Here is a 24,756-nt window from a genome sequence, read left to right on the forward strand (position 1 = left end):
GAGGACGAGGTCAGACATCAAGTTCAATTCGATGACGCATTTCGAGGCAGTCGCGCGGCTCGGCGGCGTGGCAAAGGCCGCTCAGGAATTGCAGGTGACACCTTCGGCGGTTAGCCAGCAGCTGCGGCTGCTCGAACACCAACTCGGGGTGCGGCTTTTTCAGCGCGAAAAGCGCCATCTCTCGCTCACGATCGACGGTGAGCGGCTCTTCCAGACCACGACCCAGGCTTTCGAATCCATACGCGAGGTGCGTAATGCCATTGTGCGGCAGCGCGAAAGCTTCCAGCTTAGCCTGCGCGTCAGTCCTTCCTTCGGCGAGAAATGGCTGGCGCCGCGGTTGGCCGAGTTCAGCAAGGGCTATCCGAGCTGGAATTTGCGCGTCGACGCCACGCCCAATTTCTCGGATTTCGAAACGGAGGTCATCGATCTCGATCTTCGTTATGGCGACGGCGGCTGGGCCGGCCTTTATTCGGATTGCGTCGTCAACGATCTGATCCTGCCGATGTGCTCGCCTTCCTATCTTGCCGAACTGCGCGCGATCTCACCGGATCCGCGCGAGCAGCTTCGCCATGCGCGGTTGATCGACAGTGTGAAGGCCTATTTCCGGTGGGATTATTGGCTGCCGTGCAACGGTATCCAGGGCGCCCGCATGACGTATCCCTATCGTTTCGACCGTTCGTCAATGTCGGTTCAACTGGCGAAGGACGGTGCAGGTGTGGTCCTGGAAAGCACATCCATCGCATTCGAGGACCTGGTGTCGGGTTCTCTGGTTCCGGTCTCGATAGAGTTCGAGGTCATCGAGTTTCCGGGATACTGGCTGGTCTGTCCTTCGCGGCATATGAACCGGCGCGCGGTTCGCCTGTTTTCGGACTGGGTGTCACGCGTGGGTAAGCGCGACACCGATCTGGCTCGCCGGTTTCTGGCGGATAAGCAACTGCGCATATCGTTCGAACGACGGCCTCATTTCGGGGCACGGGATGACAAAGCGGCGCCAATGGCGTGAACAGTTCGGCGTTCAAGACATGGCAAGACGAAGATTGACAGCACGTTGCGGTTGAGGAGCTGGCAAAACGCAGGCTGTGTGCAAGCGAATGGGTTGGCCCCGCTTTTCATTTTCCGCGTAGCCTGTGCCTGCGGCTGCCCGCGCCACAAGGCGTTGGTGCACAAATGTGGCATTAGGCACAATCAGCTCTTTGATGCCGCCTGCTATGTCGGCCTTGCCGGGCTGCGAACGGACTCCGGGCGTGCGCACGCCGTCATGCGGTTGAGAACGGCGCAGCCGATGGCGACCTCGGTCTGCTGAGCCGAAAAGGAGCGGGCTCGCAGGCGACGTCCGATCAGCCCCTTGTAGCGCCCGACGGCGGTCTCGATCAGGGCGCGCTTGCCATAGCCGGTGGACGCCTGCCAATTCAGCCTTCCATCATTGGCGATCGCCGTGATGTGACCGTCCCTTTGACCGGGTGGTCCGGTGTCATCACTCTCCACGGCCGTTGAACGTGGCGGGACGACTATCCTTGCGGTGACGCTGTGTTGCAGCACCGCGCAGTAGGTGGGACCGCTATCATATGCTCCGTCGGCCGTGAATTGGTCGATCTCTGCATCGATCCGGTCGAGCAGCGGCTTCACCTGCGAGGGATCGTCGCCGTCCTGGTCGGTCAGACAATGGGCGATGATCTCGCCGCTGTCGGCATTGAGAACCAAATGCAGCTTGCGCCAGGTCCGGCGTGATCTGGCACCGTGCTTGTCTTCCAGCCATTGGCCGGCGCCGTAGACTTTCAAATCCGGTGCTATCGATCAGCACATGCAGCGGACCGTCTCGGGATGCCGCTGCCGCTTGGCCGATGGTTCCCATATCTGCCCCCGGCGGCTTAGCGTCGTGTGATCGGGAACCGGTAGATCAAGCCCCATCAGATCGAGCAGCGAGGTCGCCAATCCCTCGCTCTGGCGCAGACGAAGCCCGAAGACGCATCCCAGTGTCAAGACCGCCTCGATGGCGAGATCGGAATAGCGGGGCTGGCCGCTGCGGGTCGTTCTTCGCGGCGCATGCCACCTGGCCAAGGCTTCTTCTGTCAACCACAGCGTCAGACTGCCGCGCCGCCGAAGGCCCGCCTCGTATTCCGGCCAGTTTGTCACCTTGAATTTCATCTTCGCGACTCGGTGACGGCGGCTGGCATTGACGGCAGGGGCGGCGCACCATGGTCACGGCCGATACCCCCGCCATGTGGCTCGTGCTGGAAGCCCTCGGCCCAATGTCAGCTAAACAGATGACGGCCACCGGAGAGCATCTGATGGGACTTATCCCAGCGTTGTGCCCGGGGTGCGCGAATCGAAACCGCGCGGATCGACGAGTCCACTACATCTCGTGTCCCTTAGGGCATGGCCCCACCTTCCGGAAAAACACCCCACTCAGCCCTGTCCGGATCTGGCGCTCCTTGCTCGCTCCGCTGGCCTACACAGTTGATTGCGAACGACCCAGAACGGCTCTCGAAAACGAGCGTCGAACGAAATCAGATCACCGTTTGTTCTCCCTTAGCGTTGTTTGGCGTACTTTTATCGCGATGCCCTCTTGTGGGCCGTGCCATAACGCAGTTGATGATCATGCCTGACTACGAAGCGTCGGCCGCCGATAGTCTGGATACAGCGCTCGCTGTGCTCGATGAGGTATTGTTATCGCCTGAGATCTGACCGCCTCATCCCAGCGGACAAAACGGGGCAGGGAGGGGGGCTTTTCAGAGCCCGGACGCCTTGGTGAGATTGACGCGGAAACGATCGCGCCGGCGCTGATACTTTCGCGTCATCTCGGCCGAGGCGTGACCGAGCTGCTTTTGCACATAGCGCTCGTCGACCTCGGCCGAGGACGCGAGGCCGGCGCGCAGCGAATGGCCAGCAAACTTTTGACCGCGTTCGCCCTCCGACAGATCGCCACGCACGCCGGCTGCGAGCGCCGTGCGCTTGATCAGGCGTGCGACCTCCTGGTCGTTAAGCCGATCGGCGCCGACTCTTTTGTCTTGCCCTATTACCCTTCGGAACAAAGGGCCATGGCCGATCCGCGCCAGCTTCAGCCAGGTTTGCAGCGCGACCACCGGGCAGGTGGCGTCGGAGGAGCCGCGGCCGACCTCGACCTCGCGCCAACCGGTTTTGCCGCGCAGGGTCACCAGCACGCCCTTGTCAGGAAAAAACTCAATCCAGCCAGAAGAATCCTCGGTCTGGTCGCGACCAATGTCGAGGCCGACGATTTCGGATCGGCGAAGGCCGCCGGCGAAACCCAAAAGCAGCATGGCGCGGTCGCGCAGACCACGCAGCGTGCCGCGGTCGAGGGTCTCGAGCATGGCGATCAGATCCTCGGGCAGGATCGCTTCCTTCTGCCGCGGAGGGGAGGCGTGGGTGTTGCGAACGCCAGCCATCACCGTGGCGATATGCCGGTCCTTGCGGTCCAGCGGCTGGCCGCGCTGGGCAAAATTCCAGGAGAGCGACGAAAGCCGGCGCTCGATGGTTGAAACGGTGTTGGGCTTTCTGTCGCCAGTGGCCGTACCTGACGCGCAGGCGGCGATATAGAGCCCGACGAGCTGAGGATCGGGCGGGAACATCTCGATGCCTTGGCGCCGGCACCAGCTCGAAAAATGCTTCCAGTCGGCTGCGTAGGCGCGGCGCGTGTTGGCCGAACTCGCCGCCTCGATATAGTCGCGCGCGCGGCCGGCGAGCGCCTCAAGATGCGCAGGCAGGCTGGGATTGGCGATGGCTGGAAGGGGAGGGGGCGAGCCGTAGTCGGCATCGTCCATCTCCATGACGACGTCGACGATGTCGGGCATGTCGTCATCGCCGGAAGCAGCCGATGATCTTGGAGCGTCGTCAGTCATGCTCATGCCGCTTCGATATCCGTTTGGGAGAAGTCGTTGCCGACGAAAAGCAGCGGTTCGTCCGCACGCTTTGCCAAAGCATAGGACAGGCAATCGGCAAAATTCAGCGCCGCCGGGTGGTGGCCTTTGCCGTAGGTCAGCCAACCCTGGGTCGCCAGATCAACCAATTCGGAGTCGACAGGAATGATGTCGGCCTCGATTTTGCGCAGCCAAAGATCGATCTCGGCCAATACGTGTTCGCCGCGCCTGCTGACCAGCACCATGCGTGCCTCGAGCACGCAGGTTGCCGGGACCAGACGGATTGGGTCCAAGATCAGCGCTCGTTCCAGCCTTGCTGCCTCAGGCTCGCTCCGAAGGATCGCTACAACGGCTGAGGTATCGATCACCATCAGTTCGGGATTCCATGCTCGTCATACCCGATGATCTCCTCGTCGCTGCGACTATCCAGTTCAGGCAATCGTGCCACTCTTTCTCGGATGGCGCGCAATTCTGCCAGCAGACGCTCCTGAGCGGTCTCTCCAAAGCCCAAGCGATGCAAGCGCTCGCTCAGGGCCTGATGAATGGCTGCCGTCTTGCTGATGCCCTGGCGGCGTGCGAGTTCGTCGGCGAGAGCCACGGTGGCCGGATTTTTGATGTTCAGGGACACGAAAGACTCCAAAATTCTACCTTTCTGGCGTATTCTACCATGGCTCCGAAGGCTCGTAAACAACGAACGATAAGGCAAGATTATCGTTCGTTTTGTCGCCACGACAGGCTGTGCGTTTTAACGCGAAATTGATGGCGAAAAGCGCACGGCCACTTTACCCTCCAAAATCATGATTCGCCTTGATCCCGCGACTGCCAGCCGCGCCGCGCCGCCGACCGTGCCGGCCTGGGCACTCACGCCCGCCCGCGACGTCAGCGACACAGACGCCGCCTTCCGGGCCGGCGCCGCCTTGGGCGCGCTCGACACGCTCGCCCGCGCGCAAGCCAGCTGGGCCGGGGCCTGGCGGCAGCGGCTGGCGCTTCGCTGTGCCGCCGCCGGCATGCGGCTCGCCGGCCGCTCAGAAGACGAGGCCGCCCTGCGTGACGCCTGGTACCTGCGCCCGGCCGGCGCCGATCCCGGCCCCGCCGGCGCCATCTATAGCGCCTGGCGGCAGCTTTCCGCGCAGCCGCCCATCGCCAGCGCCGATCGGCTGGCCAAAACCCTCGACCAGCTTGGTCTTCACTGGAACGGTCCCGCGCTCGCCAACCTCTGCACGGAGATCGAAAACCTGGCGGGGTTGCAGCGGCCGGCGCCGTTCGCCGCCGCGGCGATCGCCGCCCACGTCGTCGCCATGCGGCCCGATGCCGAGCTCTTCGCCTGGTGGCTCGCCGACCTGGTGCTGGCGCAAAACCTGCGCTGGCCGCGGTCGCTGCCGCTGCTGATCGCCCAGGCCTTTGGTCCGGCTTTTCGCCCCGACGCCGGCGGCAAGCGCATTCGGCCGGGGGACAAAGATTTTGAGCGCGCGGTTTGCGTCGCGCTCGTTGCGGCCGCCGCGGACGCCTGCCGGTTGGCCGCCGAGTTGTCGCGGCGCGCGGAGCGGCTCATCGCCGTCGCACCGAAGCTCAGGGCAAAGGGGGCGAGCGAGGTGATCCAAAAACTGCTCGACGACGACGCCGTTTCGGGCTCGCTGACGACCAAGAACCTGTCCCGCTTTGCGGCGCGGCGCCTGTTCGACCGGCTGCAACAATTGGATGCCGTCCGCGAGCTCTCCGGCCGTACCACCTTTCGGCTGTTTGGGTTGTAGCGATGAGCGAAGCGTCTGCCCGCCGGAAGCCAAACGGTCAGCCGGATTTGCTGGATACCGAGCTGGAGCATCTTCCGGCAGAACTGCGCTGGCGCGAGTGGATGGGCCGCGTCGAAGCGGTGATCTTTGCGGCAAATGAACCGGTGACACGTAGTGTGCTCGCGCGGGTGGTGGGAAAAAACTGCAATATCGAGCTGATCATCGACGACATCCGCGCCGAGCTCGCCGGCCGCCCCTATGAGCTGGTCGCGATCGCCGGCGGCTGGCAGCACCGGACCAAGAAGATTTTTGGCGACGCCATCCGCGCCGCCTTCGGCACGGCAGCGGGCGAGGGGGCAAAAGAACTGTCGCAATCCGACGCGCTGGTTTTGATGTGCATCGCCTATTTCCAGCCGATCACGCGTGGCGAGCTTTCTTCCTTCTTCGGCAAGGAGGTGTCGCGCGACCTGATCGGCATTCTGCGCGCGCAGGATCTGATCGCCTCGGGGCCGCGCTCGCCGCAGCCGGGGGCGCCCTACACCTACGTAACGACCAAAAATTTTCTGTCGCAGTTCGGGCTCGACACGCTGCGCCACCTGCCGGATTTCGAGGCGCTCGAGGACGCCGGGCTGCTGTCGAAGGAAAAGCTACTGGCGGGAGACATTTCGGTGGGGCTTGTTGGGGAGAGGGGCGGCGAAGAGGAAGAAGCCTACGGCGATAGTGTTGAGGACCAGGTATTTTGATCGGGCGTTGCCGAGTCATGCCCTCAGCTGAACGATTGGCCGGAAAGACCACCAGGTTGGTGCCGCCTGCGTGGCGCAGCGACGGAAACAGGATGCCCCGAAGTTCGGCCGTGATAGCCAAATCCGCAAGCTTCCACGATGGGGAACGCCCGGGGAACCATCCCGATACATCCGAGAGCTCTCCGAGATCGCCGGTGACAACCTCCGCTTCGAGACTGTCGCCGGCGACCTTCTGCGCCAGTGTCCGGCGTGTCGGGCCGGTCACTTGGTCGAGCGGACCGGAATCGCCAATCGCCGTTTTCTGGGCTGCAGCCAGTTCCCCAACTGCGAAGATACGGCACGCCTGAAATAACGGATCGCCGCGGCCATCTCATTCGAGTTCGCGCTCGAAGTTGTCGAGCAACGACGTCGCCAGGCTTGGCCCCTCCAGATAGAGACCGATTTCATCGAGCGGGTTGTCCTCGAGTCCAGACTGGGACCCCCAGTTCAGACTGCTGACGACGACATGGTCGGTGTCCCAGGCCAGAAACTTCGCATGCAGCTGCGGTTCCGGCACGCCTGTGAGGTCGACTATGCCATGGAGCCGTTCCCGATGCTTTGTCACGTGGCTGCGCTTCACCGGGCCGGTCCGGCGCGAATAGTAGATGCGAACGCCGCTAAGTCGCCGGCCAGCGACCTCGGCGGGATCGAACAGCGCCGGCACCATGTTCGCGCCGACCTTGTTGGTACAACAGACGAAGCGCTGTCGCGCATCGTGGGCCGCAGCGCGCAGCAGGCGCTCGTGGTCAGCGGCATACAGGATCGTCAGCGTCGCTGCAGGCGCTTGCGCCTCTTCAGAGGTGGACAGCATGTTTCGCTGGCGGCGCAGCTCGGATGCCATGAACTGTAGTGTCTCCACGGATCGGCTGGCACTTGAGAGCCTGGAGACAATCTCGCGGAGCAGATCCAGACCTTCTGCGGCCGCGTTGGGCTCTCTGAGCTCGGCGGAGACTTCAACGGCCGAGAACGGAGAGTGGAGCCAATTGCACGATCCCATCAGCATCACCGCGCCGTCGTGGCCGTCGTCGGCAACGAGGAACTTGGCATGACTCTCGACAGGATCCCTCTGCACCAGGAGATATCCTCTGGTTTGCCGTGCAGCGGATAGGCGCAGATAGAGTTCCTGCATGGCTGCGGCATGCTTGGCGCGATCGAGCGACGTGCCGAAGAATAGATGGCATCTCACGCCGCGCTTGCACGCATCCTCGAGAGCTCGCACAATGCGTTCCCGACGATCCATGCCCTTTTCATCGGACTGAGAAGCCACGAACGTGGACAGGACGAATACGTTGGATTTGGCGGCACCGACAATCTGCTCGAAGCGTTGCAAGTGCTGCTCGGCCCCGACGACGAGGTCGCTGGCACTGAACCGGGTCTCTATGGATACGGAACGCTCGGGCGGCGGTGTCGTGGTCTTTGGTAAGACGCCGGTCTTGATCGTTGCTTTGAGGGCCTCGACGAGTTGGTCGCTCGCGCCTTGCGGAAAGACGCCAGCTCCGATCTCATCGAGATCGAGCACAAGGAATTTCGCCTCCAGGAACGAGCTGTTGGCCTGCACGCCGCGCAGCCATTCACCAGACCTCAGCATGCCGACCATGAACTCGTTGACGCGTTGCATCATCGAATAGTGGGTCTCTGGTGGCTCCCCTTCCGGAAACCGGATGATTGCGCCTTTGGCGGGAAGCTTGGTGACGGGGATCGTGTCGACGTCCCTCGTCCTGAAGACGGACAGTCCGACCTTCTCGTAGACGACACTGATGCCGATCTCACGATCGACCGAGCGTTCAGGAAGGGCGCGCCCGGTGCGGATGAAGTCATGACCAATACTGCTGGTGACGAGGACGGGGTGCGGCGAGAGTCGGACTTCGACAAGTCCGAACTGCATGAGCCGGGCCACAGTGGAGCCGACCACCTGTCGGGGAATCTTGAGCGCCTCTGACACGTGATTGATCGTGCCCGGGCTTCGGTCGAGTGATAGCAGGATCATTTCCTCAACCGGGCTCCAGCCCCAGGTCCGCTGGACGATGCCGGGTGCGCGATAGTGCCACGCCGGGATGTAGATGTTGTTCATGGAATCGGCCTCCCCTGCTCATCCACGGGGATGATGGAGGCGCCTTTCCCAACCGACGGAAAGTCGGCTTCGGACAAGCGGGTTACTTCGTCGAGCATGGTCCGCAGAAAGCCGAGTTCGTCATTGACCGCGTCGGGGTCGATCCCCTCAACCGCATTGCGGATGAACTGCCGGCTGGTGGCGAGAACGAGCTTGTGCTTGGCGCGGCTGAGCAACACGTTCAGGCGTTGCGGATTCTTGATGAAGCCAAGGGCTCTGGTGCCCACAAGGACGTTGTTGCGCACGAGGCTCGCCACGACGACATCGGCCTCGCCGCCCTGGAAACTGTCGCTGGTGTAGACGAACTTTCCATCACCTCGAGGGCTGATAAAGCCAAACAGGGTGCCCGAGGATGTGTCGATGTGAGGCTTGAGCAGTCGTTCGAGGTGATTGACCTGCGCCAGGTACGGAGACAGCACCACGAGCGTTGGCACCGGCTTGCCCTCGCGGATGATGGGGCGCAGCTTCTTCATGGCGGCTAGAACGGCCGTCGCCTCGACCTCGTTTCGATACGAGCGTTTCGCCGGTTGCTCGAAGGCCCGCCGCTTGACGACGCTCAACGAGGGCAGGTCCAAAATGACGATGGGAGAAGCCGGAAATCCGTCGACGCACTCGACGGCCGGTTGGCGAGCCTTCACCCGATCTGAGGACACCAGCGATCGCTTGTAGAAGGTGTTGGAAACGAGCTCGCAGATAACCGGGTGCATACGGCTCTGCTCACGCAGCGTGTAGGCGATCGTGCTCGGGCGCCCGGTGTCCCGAAACCTCATCTCTTCACGCGCGGCAATCGACTTGAAGGGTTCTTCAAGTCGTGACGCTATAGCGAGAACGTCGCTGAGCAGAAACTGATCTGCCTTCAACGCCTCGAGCGCCAACTCCACCTCGCTCGGCAGATCGGAGATCGCGGCGAGCTTCTCCTTGGCATCACGCAGGAGCTCACCGGCCCGGCTCGCGTCGTAGAATTTCTGGCGATCCGCCGCATCGAAGGGCGAGAGCTGATTGTGATCGCCGATGATCACCCGACGGTTTCCCAAGAGCAGAGCACCGATCAATTCGGCACCGTTGGCCCGCGCCGCCTCCTCGATGAAGACCCAGTCAAACTGCTCGCCGTCGGCGATCATCTCCTCAAGAATATGCGACGACGTGGTTGCAAGCGTCACATCCGAGGAGCGCAGCATCAGATTATCGGTGTCGCGGAGAGCGCGGTCGGCGCTCGATTGCTCGGACGTATCGACGGGTTTGAGGGCCTGGATGATCTGGTTGAGCTGGTTCGTCATGATCGCGGCGCTGGCCGGATCCGGCTTCGACACGGAGCGCAGCAGGAACTGCGATCTCCGCCTCAGCGTGCTCTCTTTCTCGCTGGAGCGCGACCGCTCGACGCGAACGACGATGGTTGAGGACGCGGGCAGAAATTTGCGGAGTTCGTCCTCCATGTGGACGAGCGTCTCGTGGTTCTGGGATGATACGAGGATTCGAGCGTCGGGCGTTTCATGCAGAATGCTCGTCACCAGGTGCGAGATCAAAAAGGTCTTGCCCACCCCAGGCGGCCCGACAACGACATTGATGGATCTGCCTTCGACGATGGACTGCCATGCCTCGACCTTGGATTCTTCCATGTCGACGTCGGCTGGCGGCGAGCCGGGTGCCGCGATGTCGCGCAGCACGTCATCCATTCGAACCTGCGCGGGATCGTCCAAAGCCCTCAGAAGCTCGACGTTGGACCTGGCGGCGACGATGTTCTGCAGCCGTCGTCGGATGGCACGTTCGGTGCCGGTGTCCTTGCGGGGGCGCAGGAAAAGCCGTTGCCGGGCCTGGATCGCGAGGTTGGTGCCGAATGCGAACGCTATCTTCCCGTTGATCAGGCCGCTGCCTTCATAGGTGAGTTCCGGCACGCGCTCCCGGCCCATCGCCAGACGCGCCGTTTGTGAAAGCGTCCAGTTTGCCTTTCCGTCGTCATACTTCAGCTCGCGCCTGAGGGCCTCAGCAGCCGGGCGCAGCCCTATTGTTTCACGCTGCGCATCCCGCCCTGCGTCATCGGCGGGCATCAGCCAGACGACGTTGGTCTCGGCATTGGCTGTTGGAAGCACATGGACCGGATAGAGGCGAAACTGTTCCCTTAGCAGGGTAAAGGCCTCGAGGAGGATGAGAGCAAACCATATTGGAACGTCGCTCGTCCCGTCGGCGGGCCGGATGGGTTCAAGGAGGTCCCGCCAGCGCTTGGCGCCTGGCCCGAGGTTTTGGACCCGCTCTTCCGAGCTCGCTCGATTTCGGGAGAGATGCAATTGATGGACGATGTCGACAGCGCCGTGCATCCATTCGTTTGGGCGACGCTGATGTGCCGCTACGATCATCCCGACAGAGTCGCTCATGACACGAACATGATAGACCGCGAGGTCTGTCATGACGCGAACGGTGTCCTGGTCGGCCGGGACAAGGCGGACGCCGGCCGACAACAGATTGTCGGCAACAAACTGCATGATCGCAGCGCCATCCGCTGCGGGTATCGTGCCCGAAGAGAGGGCCGGCAAATCGCTCTGAACCACGTCCCGGGAAGGATAAAGAACGAGTTCGCCCTCCGAGCTGGAGCCAACCCTGTGGAGCTCGGTGACGACATTTCTCAATTCGTCGAGGACGACCGCACCGTCGAACAGTTGAAACTGCGGGGGACTGGCCAGCCGTTCCAGCATTCGACGCTCGACGGAAAGAAGCGCGGGCGGGTTGTCACCATCGAGGCCGAGCAGCGTGCCGGCGACCGCAGCCAAGTCCATCCAGTCTTGTCGGAAGGAGATGACAGCAGACGCGCGAAGCAGATGCCCGGGCTCTTTGAGATCGCCGTCCGCAATGTGGACGCATGCCTCGACGCCACCGAGCCGATAGTCGGCACTATCGTCTCGCTGCGAGAATATCGAATGCAAGCTGACGCCGCCGTGCACGATGCCGGCGTCGTGACACAGCGCAAGCGCCTCTGCCACGCGGACCATATTCCGCCAGAAGACCCCACGACTTGCGCTCGTAAGGTAGCGCCCTTCCCTCGTCCTCCGGCGCTGTGATGCTCCGGAAATCGGACTTCCGGGGTCTACCATAACGATAGCCAGCTCATACTGGTCTTCTGCAGTTTCGAGAACCTCGACCAGGACGTCTCTCGCGCGACGGGAGGAAAGCACACGCCGGATGCGCCTCAGGCCACGCCCGACAATTACCCGGAGATCATCGTCGAGCGCAGTGCCCGTCTTCTTGAACAAGCGCAACAGATATGGCTCGCCGTCTGCCACGCCCACAGCAGGGCGCAGGTGAGAGTCCCACCCGCCCGTCAACCGGGAAAACGAGTCTTCTGCGAATGTGAAACGTGCATCTAACGGCGGATTAGTCTTCTTTTTGACTGCAGCCATATAGTCCCAGCCCATCAATACTTACCGCTTAGCAGATTCGAGTGCGCCTTGCCGTGCGAAATGGCAACAAACTGGGGATCACGCCAAAACACGATCGTTGAGGTCGGCGTAGGGTGGCAGCGCCTCCGCATGGCGTCGAGCGGCATAGAGGCGGGCAACACCGTCCTGCAAGGACTCGACGTGGGGCTCGAACAGGTGAGGCATGATGTCGGTCAGCATCGGCAACTCGAAAATGCGATGGCGCTGAAGGTAGCCGACGGCACTGTTGCGAGCGGGACCGGAGGCCCATATGGCGGTTCCAGGACTGCCGAAGTGGTTTTCTTCCGCGATGTCCTTAATCCATAGCCAGGGAGCAAGGCGCTCCGTTCCATCGTCCGATATGCGCCACATCGGTAGGTAGTCGCGCGAGAACAGGACTTCCGATTCGTCCGTCAGCTGCCAGACCCCGTAGGGCAACCAAATCCGCGAGGGCACGAAGTCCGGGAGCGGGGAGCGCGGAGTGGCCACCTCGAAGTCGGCCCGCGTACCAAATCCGGTGTCGAAGAGCAGATAGGTGGGACGGCCGGGATAGCGAAGATAGGCCGGGGCGCCTGAGCCATAGGCCTTGTCTCTCACGACGGTTCCGGGTTTGCCGCGGCCCGGTGTCCCGAAAACACGTCGCCTCCAGATCGATGCGCGCAGGACCATGTGCTCATCGATCGACCACGGCGTCGCTCGGAGCAGGCGCGCTCTCGAAACGGCATATTGGACATGGCCGTCCGGAAGGCCAAGGGCATCAGCCAACTCGAGAATCGTGAGAAGCGCGGCCTGGAGACCTGGACCATCTGGAGCAGCGAGACCGTTCGGGTGACTCGTGATCGAAAGCTCGTGCCAGTCTCGATAGCCCAGAGCCTGCGCCAGTGCCTCGTGCACCGCTGCCAGTTTCAGCTCGGTCGAACCTCGAGCGAGATGTTTTGCGGCCTGTTTCGGCCGAATGAGATCGGGAAAATGGATTCGCATGGAACCGCTCCGGCGGTGCTGCAATGGCGCGTCCACTTGGCCCGCGCACCTTGGAGAGAGGTTCATACGGGGTGATCGTTCATTCCTGCCCGCAGGCTTCGCCAATGTGGACGGCATGGCCGGATCAGCCATGCTCCAGCATATGCGATTCGAATCTATCCGCAAGCTACGCCGGTGGCGCGGGCAGCCAATCGCCCAAGCCCTTCGTCGGCAGGATCGGCGCGCTGAGGTCCAGGATTACGCCATGCAACCGGACGAGTCCGTCGATCCGCGTTCTATTGTCTTCGGAGAGCTGGCTAGGAACTCGACCAGATCTAGGCCAGCCCATCTTGGCGAGGGTAAGCGCGCCGCCCCAATCGATGAGGCAGGTACTGCGCATTGCCACGGCCTTTGTGGATGCAGCGGTGAATCCGCGAATCTGGGCTATCGGTTGATGGCCGTTGCGGATGTCTCGATTGCACGGATGACCTCTATGGCCTTTTGCGAAAACGGGTGATCTGCAGTTACACGCCGGAGCCTACCGAGATCGTTGCGGTCGCCGTGCTTCGCAATCACGCCAAAGGCGAAATGCAGGTCCCGATCACGAAAGCCGACCCGATGATACGATGTCGGGGGGACGCCCTCATCAACCAACTTCCGGCTGACCGCGAGCAGGTCGGCCGGAAACACATCGACCAGGTTGAGGGCGGGATAGTTGGGCGGTCGCTCCGCCACGTGACTTGCCGCCAGCGACTCGTTGATCTCTGCAAGGCAACCGATGACGCGTTGCGGACGGAGTGCGTGCAATTGCTCCCACGCCGCGCGAGCCTGTTCCCGGTCGGCGTCGCGCCCGGACTCGGCAGCATAGACCAGCGTTCTGATGAGTACCATGCACTGTTGCGCATCGTTCTCGGCCTCCACAACCGGGAGCGGCCCAGCGTGTCGTGCGAGGAAGCGAACCGCCAGCACGAACGCAGCCATCTCGTCCTGGCTCATCGGGTTGGTCTGGGACGGAAGTCGCGCCAGGTTCGAGAACAACGGAGCGTCTGATGCCTCTTCGTATTCCGCGATCCTTTGCGCCAAGTATCTCACGCTCATGGAATCGCCGATCCCATCAGCCTGAAAGGCCCGCCGATACAGCAGACGCTGAGTCTCCTCCGGCAACGCGTAGACTTCCTCGGCATAAATCCAATCAAACGGGTGATCGAACATCCGCGTGTAGACGCTGAGAGCCTGCTCGCGGATGTCGTCGCTGTCCGCTTCCCCGATCACCGCCACGACCTCCTCACGAATTGCAGCTCGCTGCCCTTCGCCCTCGTCGTCAAGCGCTCCCAGTATCTTGAGGGCATCGATCACGCTCGAATTCAACGCCCAGTTCCAGGCGTGAATCTCGAGGGAGTTGATCGCCTCGATAAGGCCAGCCCTCGCCGTCTCCTCGGCGTCCCGCACGAACCCGACGATGTGCAGCAGTTCCAGCCGGACATGATAGGGCTCGTATCTCCACCGCGTGCGCAATACCTCGGTCAGCTCAAGCGTGAATCGCGTGACATCCTCTTTGCCAAACAGCTCATGGCGTTGCTTGAGAACGAACAGGAGCTCGCCCGAGGTCAAGCCGACAAGAGACCGCATCGCGATCTTCGGTGGCCGATTGCCGATGATATGCGTGAACCTCGTTGCGTCAGCCTGCGTCGCGGCGAGCGTGAAGTTGTGTCGCGGCCCGAAGCCATAATAGGCCAGTGCGAAAGCTTCACTGCGCAAGGCGACGTTGCCCTCACGAGCCGCCTCGGCAAGCTGTGATCGTTCCTCCAGCAGTTTTGCATCCATCGCTCGGCACAAAACCAGGTATTCCTCGATGCCCGTGCCCTTGGCCGCGCGAACGCCCAAGGCCTGATAGCGGGCTCGACTCGTCGGCGGAGACTCGATGTGCCCTTCCCATTCGAGGCGCTTGAAAGCCTCACCATTCGTCAGGACCAGCTTGGACTGCGCGATCTCGGCGAGAAGACTAGCGTGGCTGGCCTCGAGAATAGCCCAGGCGGTCGCTGTCGCCACGCTACCAAGTTCACCGTCGGCGGCATCGGCAATGATGTCTGCGTCCGTGATTTCGTCCAGCACCGCACGGCCAGCCGGCTCCGTGCCGAGAGCGGCGATGATGTCGCGGGCCAGTGGACGAAAGAGCGGCGTGCCCAACTGGACGCCAAGTTTCGAGGGATCCGTCTGCGCCAGCCTGACCAGTTCTTGAGCGGCGTACGTGCTCTGAAAGATTTCGTGACTGAAGGACACGCTGCCGCCTCGAGTTTCCAGAACGCCGGCCCGCAGAATTGCCTCGCAATCGTCGAACGTCAGGTGCTGTGCCAGCATGAACTCATCGAAGGCAGTTTCCGATAGGGAATAGGCCATTTCGTCGGTGAGGCGCGCCGCGAGCCGTCGAAGGCCCAGCGAACCCGAACGCGCATGTGGACCCAGTCGCGTGCGGATGAATTGGTCGACGAGTTCAAGGCGCGTAACGTTTGACCGCAGCTCGTTGCCGATTTCACCTACGATGCGCGCCTCAAACCCGCTCCGCACGCCGCGCAGCACGTCCTTTGCCGCCGAGGTCAAGACTCCATGTCCCTGTTCGGCGATGCGTGCCTTCAAGGTCTCTGACGGCTTCCCGACGCTGACGCTGCTCAGGCCAGCCAGACCTTCTGGACGGGACTCCTGGCTCGTCACAACCACCCGCGCCTCATACCGCCTTGCGAGAGCCCTGAGTCCACGCAGCGCTTGTCGCGCATTGTCGGCCGATAGCTCGTTCAAGCCGTCAAAGATCAGGACGACCGGTATCCCCAATTGCGTGGCCCGGCGCAGGAATCGCGGATCGTAGGAATCAACAAGCAGCGAAATCTCGCGCTGAACCGCCTCGGCCCACGAGCCCGAAAACAGCTTCGCCGAAACGAAGAGGCAGATGGCGCCCGTCGCTGTCAGTTGGAGGCCCAGCCACTTTGCCATCAGGCTCTTGCCGCACCCGGATGGTCCCCACAAGAAGCTGCCAGCCTGCTCATTGGTGGATGCGATGAGAGCCTCTGCCTGCTCGTCATCTTCCGGGATCCATAGATCGGCATCGGGCTGGTATTCCGCAGCGAACGCCCGCCGATATCGTTCCGCCCACTCGCTAAACGCCCAGGAACTTTCGGCAGCCAGCGCGACGTCCACGGACGTAGCGGTCAATTTCAAGGATCGCGCAAAGTCCTGCCAAGCCGCGAGTGACCACGGGCTGCCTCCCGTCGCTCCTAACGCAGCTAGGACTTCGTCAGTAGACCCGATCCGAACCTTGAAGTCGCCCGAAGTGACGGTCGACCCCGCAGGGAGCTCGCCGGTCATCGCGACGAACCCATCCGGGTAGAAATCGCCGATGGGCGCCGCCTGAGCCATGGCATCACGCAGACGGTTCTTGGCGTCGAGCGCCTGCTGATAGGGGTTGCGGAACGATGCCCACTCCCCGGACGGCGACAGCCGCTCCCACGCGCCATTGATCTCGCCTCGAACCGGAAGCTTGGTGGCTTTTGCTTCGACGAGGGCGACGGCATTCTCCGTCGCCACGACGAAGTCGATCTGTCGACCTTTGAGCTGAAAATTGCACAGGACGACGGCCGCCGTCGCACCTCGCGCCAGATGGTCAACGAGGGCGCGCAGGAAGACACGTTCCGAGTCGTGTTCCAGCGGTCCCCCGCAGAAGATCGTCAGTTGGCGTGTCTGGTTCATGATGTGGATTCTACAGCTTCACTGCTGAAAAGCACTCCTCGATGCAGGTCATCATGACCGCACCGACCGAATGCTATCGGCTGTCCATGGCGACGTCTTCGAGGTGCTGGTGCCACCCGTGCATGTCCTCGATGGGTTCGGCCATGATTTCTTCCAACTGGTCAATCTCCTTCCTGATCTGGTCAAACATCTCCAGTGCGGTCAGGGCCGTCCGTTTGGCGCCAATCGAGTTGGCTCGTTTTCTCCAGCTCTCGAACGGCAACTGCGGGTATCTGGGCTTCCAGCTAGGCAGCAGGCGCGCATTGAGATCGACTAACACTTTCGTCCCTCGCGCCATTCCGAGCGCGTCCACATCGAGTGGCTTGGGCGGGAGGCCCTTCGCCTTCAGCGCCTTGTCGCCATCGCGGCGAAAACGAACGATTGCGGCGATCGTGTCAGCTTCTAGCTGGATCGTCCGCAGCGTATCGACAGGGTCGTCTATTCCTGAGCGTCCCTTGGCGATTATGCCGAAAGCCGCCTCCGCCTGGTCGACGCGAAACAACAAATGCGCGCTCAACGCTCGCTCGACCGGCATTGGCGGTTGCGGACAAGCCGCGACCAGCCGATCGCGTAGTCCGGTCATATCGACCCTGGCTCTGCGGTACTTCGTCGTTACCAACTCAGGCAAAAGTCGACGTGCCGCATCGCTGACGACTTCAGGTTCCCAGCGCAGATGACGCTGCGCACTCAGGAGCGGCTCGAGCAGCCCAGCAGCCAGGCGGAAATAGAGGTGCGCAAGCTGCCCGATGATCGGATCGTCGCGGAGCCCGACATGATAGAGTTGGTTCCGGTACTCGTGCAGGATTGCCATCGCCCGGACCTGATCGGGCGGGATGTGACCGAGCTCTTTTAGAAATTGGGTCTTCCTGTCGAAGGCGCGGCCACGTGCGTCGCTGCGCTGCGTGAGCCTGCGGGAATTCCTGTGCCTATCCTCGAACAATAGGTCAGCGCATTTTTGATGGCACATCAGCTCAAGGCCATTGTCGACGAGGATGAGTGCGATCCGCCCATTGAGGGGGTGATCAATCGCCAGTTCAGCAAGTGCGCGGTCCAGTTGTTCTGCAATGGGAACGATTGATCGCACGGATCTTCTCCTAATGCGCGCAGCAGCCGTGACATTACAGCTCGCCGCACCTTACATTATTTGACCCACCGCATTCGGACAGCTTCCGATAGTCAAAGGAGTTCGCGTCCTGAACAACCCGCTCCCCTTTGAGCTAGTGTCCGCGGTCGACGCTCTGTGGCGCCACGAAGGTCCGGTGGCTGGCAATCTATATGCGTCCCCCGCCTTTGTGAGGCTTGGGGAAACCTGCCAGGGGCTGTATCAATCAGCGGGATCGAAGGACGCCGTGAACGTCGCCCTCAGCCAAGCCCTCTACGGTCTCGGATTTCGCTGGAGCGACGACGAACCCGCCCGCTTTGCTGTCTCCCCGGCTACCGCAGCGGCCCGCCTTGACCAAGCCTTCAGGCAGACGGAAGCGCATCTGGTACATCTCTGTCCGCTTGATCTCGGCGACGATGTCCCCGAACTGCGTTTTGGACCCAATGCCATTCGAAACTTCACAGCAGAGGAGCTGGACGATCTCCTCGACCCCGATGGGTTGTCGCAAAAACGGCCCGGCTGGCGTTTCGACAGCCAGCGCTTCAGCCGGTTTGCCTGGCTCGTCGTCGAAGAAACCGTGGTCCTCCCCGGAAAATCTGGCGGCCGCGTTCTCCCCGGACTGTTCGCCGATCTGCGACAGGATTTCGGGCGGATCGAACCGCACAAAAGGCACTTCCCCGCTCCGGTCGAAGCTGCGCTCTTCGCGCTACTGACCGCCCCCTGGGAGGAGGTCACCAGCTATTCCGACTTGGATTGGCGCCCCTTTCGCGTGCCATGGGTCCATACGCTGTCAGACGACCTGTTTGCGCGCCGATCGACGCCGCCCGATGCCGACACATTGTCGTGGGAGCCGGACTTCTACGAAGATGAGGACGGCGCCATGGTGGAGATTGAACGGCCTACGCGGTTGCCCCTGACCGACGCTGCGATACCCCAAACAGCCTATCTGGATGATGCAGCCTGGACTGAACTCCTGGAGGCTCGACGTTCCCCGCTATTTCATCGCCCGATCGACCACTTCGCGATCCAGGCCTTCGCGAGCGATGGGATCGACGAGTTTCTTGCGCATGTCACGGTGATCGAGGCCGCATTGGGACAGCCGATCGACCATGACCCGAGGAAGCGCCCGAAAATTAACAGACAACGGCGCCAGGGCGCGACGGCCCGGGTCGCATGGCGCCTGGCGGCGCTCCTGGACGATGCCTCTGCCGGCGAGCGATACCTCGCGCTCTTCAAGGAGAGAAGCGACTTCCTCCATGGCCAGGCGATGCAGGACATACCAAGCCAAGTGCGACTGGACGCTCGACGGCTTGCGCGTGGATGCGTGTGTGCCTTAATCGGCGCGGCAACCTCACCGTCGCCTCCAGAAAACCAGGATGCCTTTCTGCAGTGCGGTTCGTCGCAGGCTTCGGGCTAGAACGGCGCATGACGGCTTCGACACGCGCATATTCGATTGGAGGTTCGGTGTGACAGAAGATGTCGATTTGGCCAATGTTGGCGCAGCATCCGAAAGGTTCTTTCGGCTCTACCAGACGCATTGCGTCTCACCGAGCCGCGACACACTGTTTTCGCTCCTGGAGGCGGCACACAGTCTCAATGACCGACTGAAGGTTGGAGCTGCTGCCGATTTCTTCGACGTCCAGGAATTTGCGGCGCTCAAGTGCCTCCGCAACTACTTCCACCATCAACAGGAACTGCGGCACGTCGTCAGACTCATTCCGATCGGCGGCTATCCGATAACGACAGATCTGATGACGTTGTGCCTCGTCCCACGCGACAACGTCGTCGCGGCGATAGAGACGACAAAGCGGTATCAGGAGGAGACTCGGCAGGCCTGCCAACAGATGTTCCATTGGTATGGTCCGGTCGTGAACATCAACCCCGCTCTGTTCAACTTTGTCGTCGCTGCCTATGAGCGCCTGAGGGATCGAGGCGTGCCCCCTGGCGGGGGAAGCCGTTGAGGATTTCGAGGCCAGCTATGACTATGAAGAAGAGAACAACCTTCCACATTTTGTCGATGGAAGGCTAGCTACATCGGCCGGCAGCATCGACGCGCTCCTGACGGACATTATGAAATCCACGCCGAGCAGCGGCGCTGCTGGAAATCTTTGAGCTATGCGCTCCAGGCGCGCACTGCGGTGCAGCGCTGAACGATGTCCTCGACTGCAGGCGCCAGCAGCTTGCTGTCGGCCTCGGTCCCTTTCACTTCCGCGAGCAACTTCTCGGCTGCCGGGATCAGGCGCTCGGCCATATCGAGCAATTGCCGAAGTACGTAGCGGGGGCGGAAGTCGGTATCCTTGGCGAAGGCTTCCCAGTTTTCCGGCGTCAGCGTGAGCGGATCACGATTGCCACCGACGAACATCGCCAGCCGCGGACGCTGCTCCTTGTAGAAGGACCGGAAAGCAGCGGCGTTGTTGACATCATAGAGCTGACTGAGCTCGATGCGATCGAGCCGATAGACCAGTGAGTAGTTCTTGGCGTGGGCGTCCGGGTTGCCAACCAGGAACTGGAAGATCGCGCGATCAAGAAGTTGCGTGCGAGCCGTGACGACGTCGCTGACCTTCTTCATCAGCTCGAAGCATTCCTGCCAGCCCGGCCCGCCATCCTTTTCGTACTTCTGCCGCGGAAAGCGCCCGAGCGCCTGGCAGAAATCCTCCTGATGCAAACGGCGGAAAACCTCTTGCCCGTTCACGCCGACACGGTCGTATCGCCGGATGACCATGTAGGGCGTGTCCTTGACCACGCGGATGGTCGAGAACGGCACCGGAATGCCGACGGCCGCAGCCAGGCGCAGGCAGAAATGCTCGACGCGGATCGAGTCCGGCAGACCGTCGATGTCGACCTTTAGAATGTGAGTGCTAGGGGTGTGCCCTCTCGGCAGCGCGATCCTGCGATCGACGACGCCGACCCCAGCCTTGTGATGGACCCCGGCAAGTGACAGCCGCAGCTCTCCGTCGGCATCGATGAACAGCGGCCGCCGCGGCAAGGCCTCGATGTATTCGGCAAGCCGATCATCGTCCAGCACGTCCCACTTCGTCTCGACATTCTCGTCGGCGATCACCTCATCCTCAAGCGGCATAACGGTGACCGCGCCCGGGCAATCACGGCCGAGCTGGTAGAGCAGCGCGTAATCATCGGTGGCATCGACCTGCAGATAGCGCGCCAGAGCCTCGCGCGTCTGTTGGGAATCCGGCAGCAGCCCATCGAAGAACGGGCCGGCGTGGTCATGGTCGTAGGGATCTGGCGAGAGAGGGAGCGCTAAAGAAAGCGGATGATGCGGCAATTGCGTGCGCTCGAGCCAGCCCTGCTCGTAGCGAAAGGACAAGGCGCCATCCCTGGCAACATCGAGGACACCAACAGGAAGACCGTAGAGTCGGATGGATGCGGGCATCAGAATTCGGATCCTGCGTCTGACGGGTCGCTGGCCGAGATTGTCGCCGGCGAGAACGCGATCGTCACGCCCAGCAACACCAGCACCTTGAGTACGATCGACATTGGCGGATCGACGCGGCCACGCTCGAAATCACTGATCCATTTTTGCGAGGTCGCCGTAAGATCCGCGAGCTGGCTTTGGGTAAGCCCACGCCGCTTGCGCTCCTCCCGCAGAAAGTGACGAACGTCGTCGACACCCCGAATGTGCATGTTTGACATCCTATGACCGTTCAGTGATAAGACGGTTCGTAGGGGAAAAATATCACCGACTGGTGAAGTTTCAAGGCAAGGCACAGAAAAATAACCGTTCGGTAATAAACGTCGGGCGTTGCGAGAACATGGGCGGCATCGTGCGGACGGTTGGCGACATTGCTGTCGAGGGCAACGAGACGCTCTGGAACTACTTTCGTTTCGAGCGCTTCCTTTCAACGCTCGCGGAGAGCCGGCTCTATTTCGCATCGGCAAACCAGTTCATCGATCCGTTCGAAGGCGCCGTCGCCGTCCAGTTGAACGTGCCGCCGCCTGATCCGCGCTACGCCGAAATGGAGAGTGTGGAGCGCGCCTTCTTCCAACTCAAACGGTTGACCAAGATAAGCTGCCTGGCACCGTGCCGCCTATGAGAGCGATGCGATGTGGAAGCTCTACGCCGGAGAGCACAAGGGCATCGCCATCTGCACGACGCCCGATCGCATGAGCGCCGCCTTCAAACCCTTTCGGCTCAAACCTGAATATGGCGTCGAGGATCTGTGGGGTGGTCCGGTTCAATATGTCGACCTGACCCAGGTTCGGATGCGCGGCGTCGCCATGCTCGACCGGTTCTTCTTCAAGCACAGGGCCTTTGAATGGGAGCGGGAATATCGGCTTGCAATCTCCGTTAGGATGGCCGAGGAATTTGGCGTCCGGGTTCCCGAACACGGCATCCTCGTCGACGTCGATCTTCCCACTCTGATCGAACGCATCGTGCTCGGCTCAACCACAACCGAAGCCGAGCGCGCCACCGTCGCTCAACATGTGGCAGCCGCCGGGCTAAGCGATCGCCTTGAGCTTTCCACCCTTCTCGGCCAACCCCGCTATATCTGAGACCCAGCAAGCAGGCACCAGAGCAAGGCGAGGCCCACCAGAATGATATCGTACTCGGACACCGCACTCACGATCTCGGAACCGTTGCAGACCAACGCGATCGTCTGGATCCACTCGCTACCGGAACGTGAGATGGGTCCCACCCGGCGCATCCTCGAAGATCTTGAGGGCCTCGCCTCCGCCGGCGGTTTCCCCGTCTTCGCGTATGCTGTTCGAGATCGCGCCGAACTGAGCGATCTCTTCAGGCAGTTGATGACGGAGGCCGAGCAGGGATTGAGGCCGGTGCTCCATGCCGATGCTCACGGAACAGTCGCCGAGGGGCTCCTGCTTGCGCCCAGCGGAGAACGCGTCGGCTGGGGCGAGATTATTGAAGATCTCCGGACCCTCAATGTTGCGACGGCCAACAATCTCACCTGCATCTTTGCTCTGTGCTTCGGCCTGCATCTCTACAAGCAGGTGAGCCTGAGGCAGCCCGTGCCGTCCTATCTTTTCTGCGCGCCGCCCGCGGAAATCAGCGTCGGCTTCCTCGAGGCACAAACACTGGCTTTCTATCGGGAGATGAACCGCACCTCGAACGTCACGGCCGCATTTGAGGCAACGCTGGGCGGGGTCATGGAGTCGTTTCACTGCCAGGGTTTGTTCCTGCAATCGCTGTTGCGGTACATCCGAACCTACTGCATTGGGGGCATGCGACAGGATCGCCTGGAGCGCATGGTCACGGCCGTCCTGCAACGCGACGGCATCGTAAACCCGTCCAGCGCGCAACTGAAACAGGTCCGGCGCAGGATACGCGAATCCGTGCAACCAGGTCAGAAGCTGATCGATGTGTTCGCGCCGTCGTTCCTGATCGGCCGCGCCCCGGCCTTCAGCTACGCCGACCTCGACCGGATTCTCAAGCGCTCTGTCGCCACCGGGCGATCTCAACGGCGCTCGGCGTCGAGCTGAACGCTGAGCGATCTCAGGCTGGGATCGCGATGGACAACGCGAAACCAGCCGGACGATGGTTCGCCAAAGCGCTCGACCATCACTTGGCCCATCCCACGCCTCATCTGCCGATCGACATAGAGTTCGACCCGCAACATTCCCTTGTCGGCAGCGACTTGGGCAAGCAGATCGACCTGCCTGGTTCGTGCCGTCAGGCCTTCACCCGCCTCGTCGATCTCTTCAATCGCCACCACGCAGTGATCGAGGGGACCGAAGACGACGAGGTGGGTCCCCGCGGGCATGCCCGATCGCGGCGGGGGCGCGTGCCCCATCTTTCCCAGTTCGGTATGCGCCTCGACGCTCCGCAGGTCCTCGTCCTGCTGCAGAATCTCGCGTGCGAAGTCGAACGCGTCGGTATCGGCATAAAGGTAGCCGGCGCTTTGCGAGACCTGGAGACCATTGAGGTAGCGTACCATGTCGCCATCGATGGCGATCGCCTCACCGGACCGCAGACCATCCCGATAGCGGATCATTCTTGCCTTGCGTTCAGGCTCAAGATCCGCGCTCGCCGCCAGTTCGTAACGCTGGGCAATCGTCGCGCAATGCAACGCAAGCGTCAGGCCAGGTGAAACCGGCAGCATCACCATGACACCCGGCGAAGTGAGCCCGACATCTCCGTAGGGGAAGGCGTTGATGCGGCTGACCGGATGGTCCGAGATGATGAAGCGATGCTCGCCGTCGCTCCCATAGAGGGCGGGATGAAGACGAAGCAGCGCGACGGTGTGACCTTCCCGTTCAAGGAACGCCTTGACGGCACCAAGCCTCACTGCCGTGTCAGAGGGCATGGCCATGTGCGGATCGGCATCCGGGTCATAGCCGACCTGGCGCGTCATCTCCCGCAATTGGCCCGCCAGATGCTTTGGTCCCGTTCGGCTTAAATGAGTCCGTAGCATCTGGGTCGCGAAGAAATCGGCCAGTGCAATACGATCGTCCGCCGTCATCCACGCCAGCGAGCGTCGCGAGAGGATTTCGGCGACGAGGCGGGCGGAGCGGGCATCGACCTCCTGAAAGAGGTCCTCGAAGTTCCATCTCGTGTCCCCCAGGATCACCGTATTGAAGTCGTTCTCGGAGCCAGCGTTGGCAATCGACGTCAGAAAGGACCGGTCGGACCGCTTGGCGAAAACGTAGATGGAGCGCCGTTCTGGATCGGCGGCAAAGTGCCGAAGTTGGGCCTGAGGAACGAAGTGATGCTTTTTCGATGGTCGACTCATCGTTTCCTGCCGTGATGCGGCCCCTCAGCACAGTTGATGGTGCGGAAGCAGTCCGAAGCGCATCATAGCAGCAAACTTCGTTTGCATCCGATGACCGGCAATGGCTCACCGCGTCGCGATTGACGGGCAGCCGCATTCCCATCGAGTAGAACAAATAAGGAACATATCAGCCCGAAATCCATTGGGAAGACTGTTTGAGAGTGATTTATCCATGGGTCAGCCGGCCGCCAGCCCTGCCATCGCTGCGCTTCGCGAGCGAATCGCACGCCTCGAAGGCGGGCCGGCGCGCCATCGCGCGGTGCTTCC

Annotated in this window: 20 protein-coding genes and 2 pseudogenes; 9 read left to right on the forward strand and 13 right to left on the reverse strand. The window is 61.8% G+C overall.

The annotated features are described in order from the left end of the window. The first annotated feature begins 31 nt into the window (after nucleotides 1–31). Nucleotides 32–1,003 (forward strand): LysR substrate-binding domain-containing protein, encoded by a 972-nt coding sequence (locus NKH67_RS24630; RefSeq protein WP_352457357.1) that lies wholly within the window; start codon nucleotides 32–34, stop codon nucleotides 1,001–1,003. 203 nt (nucleotides 1,004–1,206) lie between these two features. On the opposite strand, the pseudogene NKH67_RS24635 reads toward NKH67_RS24630, so the two are convergent. From NKH67_RS24635 to NKH67_RS24650, 4 genes and pseudogenes are all read right to left on the reverse strand, one after another. Further along, a pseudogene (locus NKH67_RS24635) lies at nucleotides 1,207–2,145 on the reverse strand (IS5 family transposase). 584 nt (nucleotides 2,146–2,729) lie between these two features. Then, nucleotides 2,730–3,863: a site-specific integrase gene (locus NKH67_RS24640; RefSeq protein WP_353031918.1), complete on the reverse strand. Its 1,134-nt coding sequence runs from the start codon at nucleotides 3,861–3,863 to the stop codon at nucleotides 2,730–2,732. After that, on the reverse strand, nucleotides 3,860–4,246 hold the full coding sequence (locus NKH67_RS24645; RefSeq protein WP_352917924.1) for a type II toxin-antitoxin system VapC family toxin: 387 nt from the start codon (nucleotides 4,244–4,246) through the stop codon (nucleotides 3,860–3,862). The genes NKH67_RS24640 and NKH67_RS24645 overlap by 4 nt, the downstream gene beginning before the upstream one ends. Further along, nucleotides 4,246–4,503: a type II toxin-antitoxin system VapB family antitoxin gene (locus tag NKH67_RS24650; protein ID WP_031195575.1), complete on the reverse strand. Its 258-nt coding sequence runs from the start codon at nucleotides 4,501–4,503 to the stop codon at nucleotides 4,246–4,248. Before NKH67_RS24650 ends, NKH67_RS24645 begins: the two co-directional genes overlap by 1 nt. A gap of 169 nt (nucleotides 4,504–4,672) precedes the next feature. On the opposite strand from NKH67_RS24650, the gene NKH67_RS24655 reads away from it, so the two are divergent. Further along, entirely contained in the window at nucleotides 4,673–5,626 is a 954-nt protein-coding gene (locus tag NKH67_RS24655) for a DUF1403 family protein (RefSeq protein WP_352911304.1), read from the forward strand. Between the two features lie 2 nt (nucleotides 5,627–5,628). Further along, nucleotides 5,629–6,348, forward strand: coding sequence for an SMC-Scp complex subunit ScpB (scpB, locus tag NKH67_RS24660; RefSeq protein WP_352917925.1), 720 nt, complete (start codon nucleotides 5,629–5,631; stop codon nucleotides 6,346–6,348). Between the two features lie 67 nt (nucleotides 6,349–6,415). Here the strand turns inward: scpB and NKH67_RS24665 are convergent. After that, nucleotides 6,416–6,613 (reverse strand): annotated as a pseudogene (locus tag NKH67_RS24665) (hypothetical protein); the annotation flags it as partial. On the opposite strand from NKH67_RS24665, the gene NKH67_RS24670 reads away from it, so the two are divergent. Next, the gene (locus tag NKH67_RS24670) at nucleotides 6,581–6,700 is read left to right on the forward strand and encodes a topoisomerase DNA-binding C4 zinc finger domain-containing protein (RefSeq protein ID WP_352917951.1); all 120 of its coding nucleotides are present in this window, start codon (nucleotides 6,581–6,583) and stop codon (nucleotides 6,698–6,700) included. The pseudogene NKH67_RS24665 and the gene NKH67_RS24670 sit on opposite strands and share 33 nt — an antisense overlap. An 18-nt stretch (nucleotides 6,701–6,718) precedes the next feature. Here NKH67_RS24670 and NKH67_RS24675 read toward each other — a convergent pair whose 3' ends face one another. The 5 genes from NKH67_RS24675 to NKH67_RS24695 form a co-directional block, all read right to left on the reverse strand. Beyond that, nucleotides 6,719–8,458 carry a phospholipase D-like domain-containing protein gene (locus NKH67_RS24675; protein ID WP_353031921.1) on the reverse strand — a complete coding sequence of 580 codons (1,740 nt, stop codon included), beginning with the start codon at nucleotides 8,456–8,458 and terminating at the stop codon, nucleotides 6,719–6,721. Next, complete coding sequence (locus tag NKH67_RS24680) at nucleotides 8,455–11,745, reverse strand: DEAD/DEAH box helicase (RefSeq protein WP_353031958.1); 3,291 nt, start codon at nucleotides 11,743–11,745, stop codon at nucleotides 8,455–8,457. Before NKH67_RS24680 ends, NKH67_RS24675 begins: the two co-directional genes overlap by 4 nt. A gap of 219 nt (nucleotides 11,746–11,964) precedes the next feature. Further along, the gene (locus tag NKH67_RS24685) at nucleotides 11,965–12,885 is read right to left on the reverse strand and encodes a hypothetical protein (protein ID WP_353031923.1); all 921 of its coding nucleotides are present in this window, start codon (nucleotides 12,883–12,885) and stop codon (nucleotides 11,965–11,967) included. Between the two features lie 423 nt (nucleotides 12,886–13,308). Continuing rightward, nucleotides 13,309–16,602, reverse strand: coding sequence for an NERD domain-containing protein (locus NKH67_RS24690; RefSeq protein ID WP_353031925.1), 3,294 nt, complete (start codon nucleotides 16,600–16,602; stop codon nucleotides 13,309–13,311). A gap of 73 nt (nucleotides 16,603–16,675) precedes the next feature. Beyond that, nucleotides 16,676–17,725 (reverse strand): hypothetical protein, encoded by a 1,050-nt coding sequence (locus NKH67_RS24695; RefSeq protein ID WP_353031927.1) that lies wholly within the window; start codon nucleotides 17,723–17,725, stop codon nucleotides 16,676–16,678. A gap of 265 nt (nucleotides 17,726–17,990) precedes the next feature. Here NKH67_RS24695 and NKH67_RS24700 point away from each other — a divergent pair, with 265 nt between their 5' ends. Together NKH67_RS24700 and NKH67_RS24705 are read left to right on the forward strand one after the other, a co-directional pair. Continuing rightward, nucleotides 17,991–19,160: a hypothetical protein gene (locus tag NKH67_RS24700; protein WP_352911319.1), complete on the forward strand. Its 1,170-nt coding sequence runs from the start codon at nucleotides 17,991–17,993 to the stop codon at nucleotides 19,158–19,160. Nucleotides 19,161–19,209: 49 nt separating this feature from the next. Continuing rightward, nucleotides 19,210–19,704 carry a hypothetical protein gene (locus NKH67_RS24705; RefSeq protein ID WP_352911322.1) on the forward strand — a complete coding sequence of 165 codons (495 nt, stop codon included), beginning with the start codon at nucleotides 19,210–19,212 and terminating at the stop codon, nucleotides 19,702–19,704. 152 nt (nucleotides 19,705–19,856) lie between these two features. Here the strand turns inward: NKH67_RS24705 and NKH67_RS24710 are convergent, their stop codons facing one another. Both NKH67_RS24710 and NKH67_RS24715 read right to left on the reverse strand, forming a co-directional pair. Next, complete coding sequence (locus NKH67_RS24710; RefSeq protein WP_352911325.1) at nucleotides 19,857–21,134, reverse strand: type II toxin-antitoxin system HipA family toxin; 1,278 nt, start codon at nucleotides 21,132–21,134, stop codon at nucleotides 19,857–19,859. Continuing rightward, nucleotides 21,134–21,385: a helix-turn-helix domain-containing protein gene (locus tag NKH67_RS24715; protein WP_352911328.1), complete on the reverse strand. Its 252-nt coding sequence runs from the start codon at nucleotides 21,383–21,385 to the stop codon at nucleotides 21,134–21,136. Before NKH67_RS24715 ends, NKH67_RS24710 begins: the two co-directional genes overlap by 1 nt. 128 nt (nucleotides 21,386–21,513) lie before the next feature. Here NKH67_RS24715 and NKH67_RS24720 point away from each other — a divergent pair, with 128 nt between their 5' ends. The 3 genes from NKH67_RS24720 to NKH67_RS24730 are packed head-to-tail and all read left to right on the forward strand — an operon-like array spanning nucleotide 21,514 to nucleotide 23,200. After that, nucleotides 21,514–21,795 (forward strand): hypothetical protein, encoded by a 282-nt coding sequence (locus tag NKH67_RS24720; protein ID WP_352917929.1) that lies wholly within the window; start codon nucleotides 21,514–21,516, stop codon nucleotides 21,793–21,795. Nucleotides 21,796–21,805: 10 nt separating this feature from the next. Continuing rightward, entirely contained in the window at nucleotides 21,806–22,255 is a 450-nt protein-coding gene (locus NKH67_RS24725; RefSeq protein WP_352911332.1) for a DUF2971 domain-containing protein, read from the forward strand. Between the two features lie 42 nt (nucleotides 22,256–22,297). Beyond that, complete coding sequence (locus tag NKH67_RS24730; RefSeq protein WP_352911335.1) at nucleotides 22,298–23,200, forward strand: hypothetical protein; 903 nt, start codon at nucleotides 22,298–22,300, stop codon at nucleotides 23,198–23,200. Here NKH67_RS24730 and NKH67_RS24735 read toward each other — a convergent pair. Continuing rightward, nucleotides 23,176–24,450: a DUF4238 domain-containing protein gene (locus NKH67_RS24735; RefSeq protein WP_352911338.1), complete on the reverse strand. Its 1,275-nt coding sequence runs from the start codon at nucleotides 24,448–24,450 to the stop codon at nucleotides 23,176–23,178. The genes NKH67_RS24730 and NKH67_RS24735 overlap by 25 nt on opposite strands. Nucleotides 24,451–24,756: the final 306 nt, after the last annotated feature.

It is taken from the genome of Mesorhizobium sp. M0968, from assembly GCF_040319065.1.
Lineage (GTDB): Bacteria > Pseudomonadota > Alphaproteobacteria > Rhizobiales > Rhizobiaceae > Mesorhizobium.

Coding starts and splice junctions, on each gene's coding strand:
- NKH67_RS24640 (WP_353031918.1), bottom strand. CDS start 3,863: ATGAGCATGACTGACGACGCTCCAAGATCATCGGCTGCTTCCGGCGAT.
- NKH67_RS24675 (WP_353031921.1), bottom strand. CDS start 8,458: ATGAACAACATCTACATCCCGGCGTGGCACTATCGCGCACCCGGCATC.
- NKH67_RS24645 (WP_352917924.1), bottom strand. CDS start 4,246: ATGGTGATCGATACCTCAGCCGTTGTAGCGATCCTTCGGAGCGAGCCT.
- NKH67_RS24690 (WP_353031925.1), bottom strand. CDS start 16,602: ATGAACCAGACACGCCAACTGACGATCTTCTGCGGGGGACCGCTGGAA.
- NKH67_RS24655 (WP_352911304.1), top strand. CDS start 4,673: ATGATTCGCCTTGATCCCGCGACTGCCAGCCGCGCCGCGCCGCCGACC.
- NKH67_RS24725 (WP_352911332.1), top strand. CDS start 21,806: ATGTGGAAGCTCTACGCCGGAGAGCACAAGGGCATCGCCATCTGCACG.
- NKH67_RS24735 (WP_352911338.1), bottom strand. CDS start 24,450: ATGAGTCGACCATCGAAAAAGCATCACTTCGTTCCTCAGGCCCAACTT.
- NKH67_RS24710 (WP_352911325.1), bottom strand. CDS start 21,134: ATGCCCGCATCCATCCGACTCTACGGTCTTCCTGTTGGTGTCCTCGAT.
- NKH67_RS24685 (WP_353031923.1), bottom strand. CDS start 12,885: ATGCGAATCCATTTTCCCGATCTCATTCGGCCGAAACAGGCCGCAAAA.
- NKH67_RS24715 (WP_352911328.1), bottom strand. CDS start 21,385: ATGCACATTCGGGGTGTCGACGACGTTCGTCACTTTCTGCGGGAGGAG.
- NKH67_RS24630 (WP_352457357.1), top strand. CDS start 32: ATGACGCATTTCGAGGCAGTCGCGCGGCTCGGCGGCGTGGCAAAGGCC.
- NKH67_RS24730 (WP_352911335.1), top strand. CDS start 22,298: ATGATATCGTACTCGGACACCGCACTCACGATCTCGGAACCGTTGCAG.
- NKH67_RS24720 (WP_352917929.1), top strand. CDS start 21,514: ATGGGCGGCATCGTGCGGACGGTTGGCGACATTGCTGTCGAGGGCAAC.
- scpB (WP_352917925.1), top strand. CDS start 5,629: ATGAGCGAAGCGTCTGCCCGCCGGAAGCCAAACGGTCAGCCGGATTTG.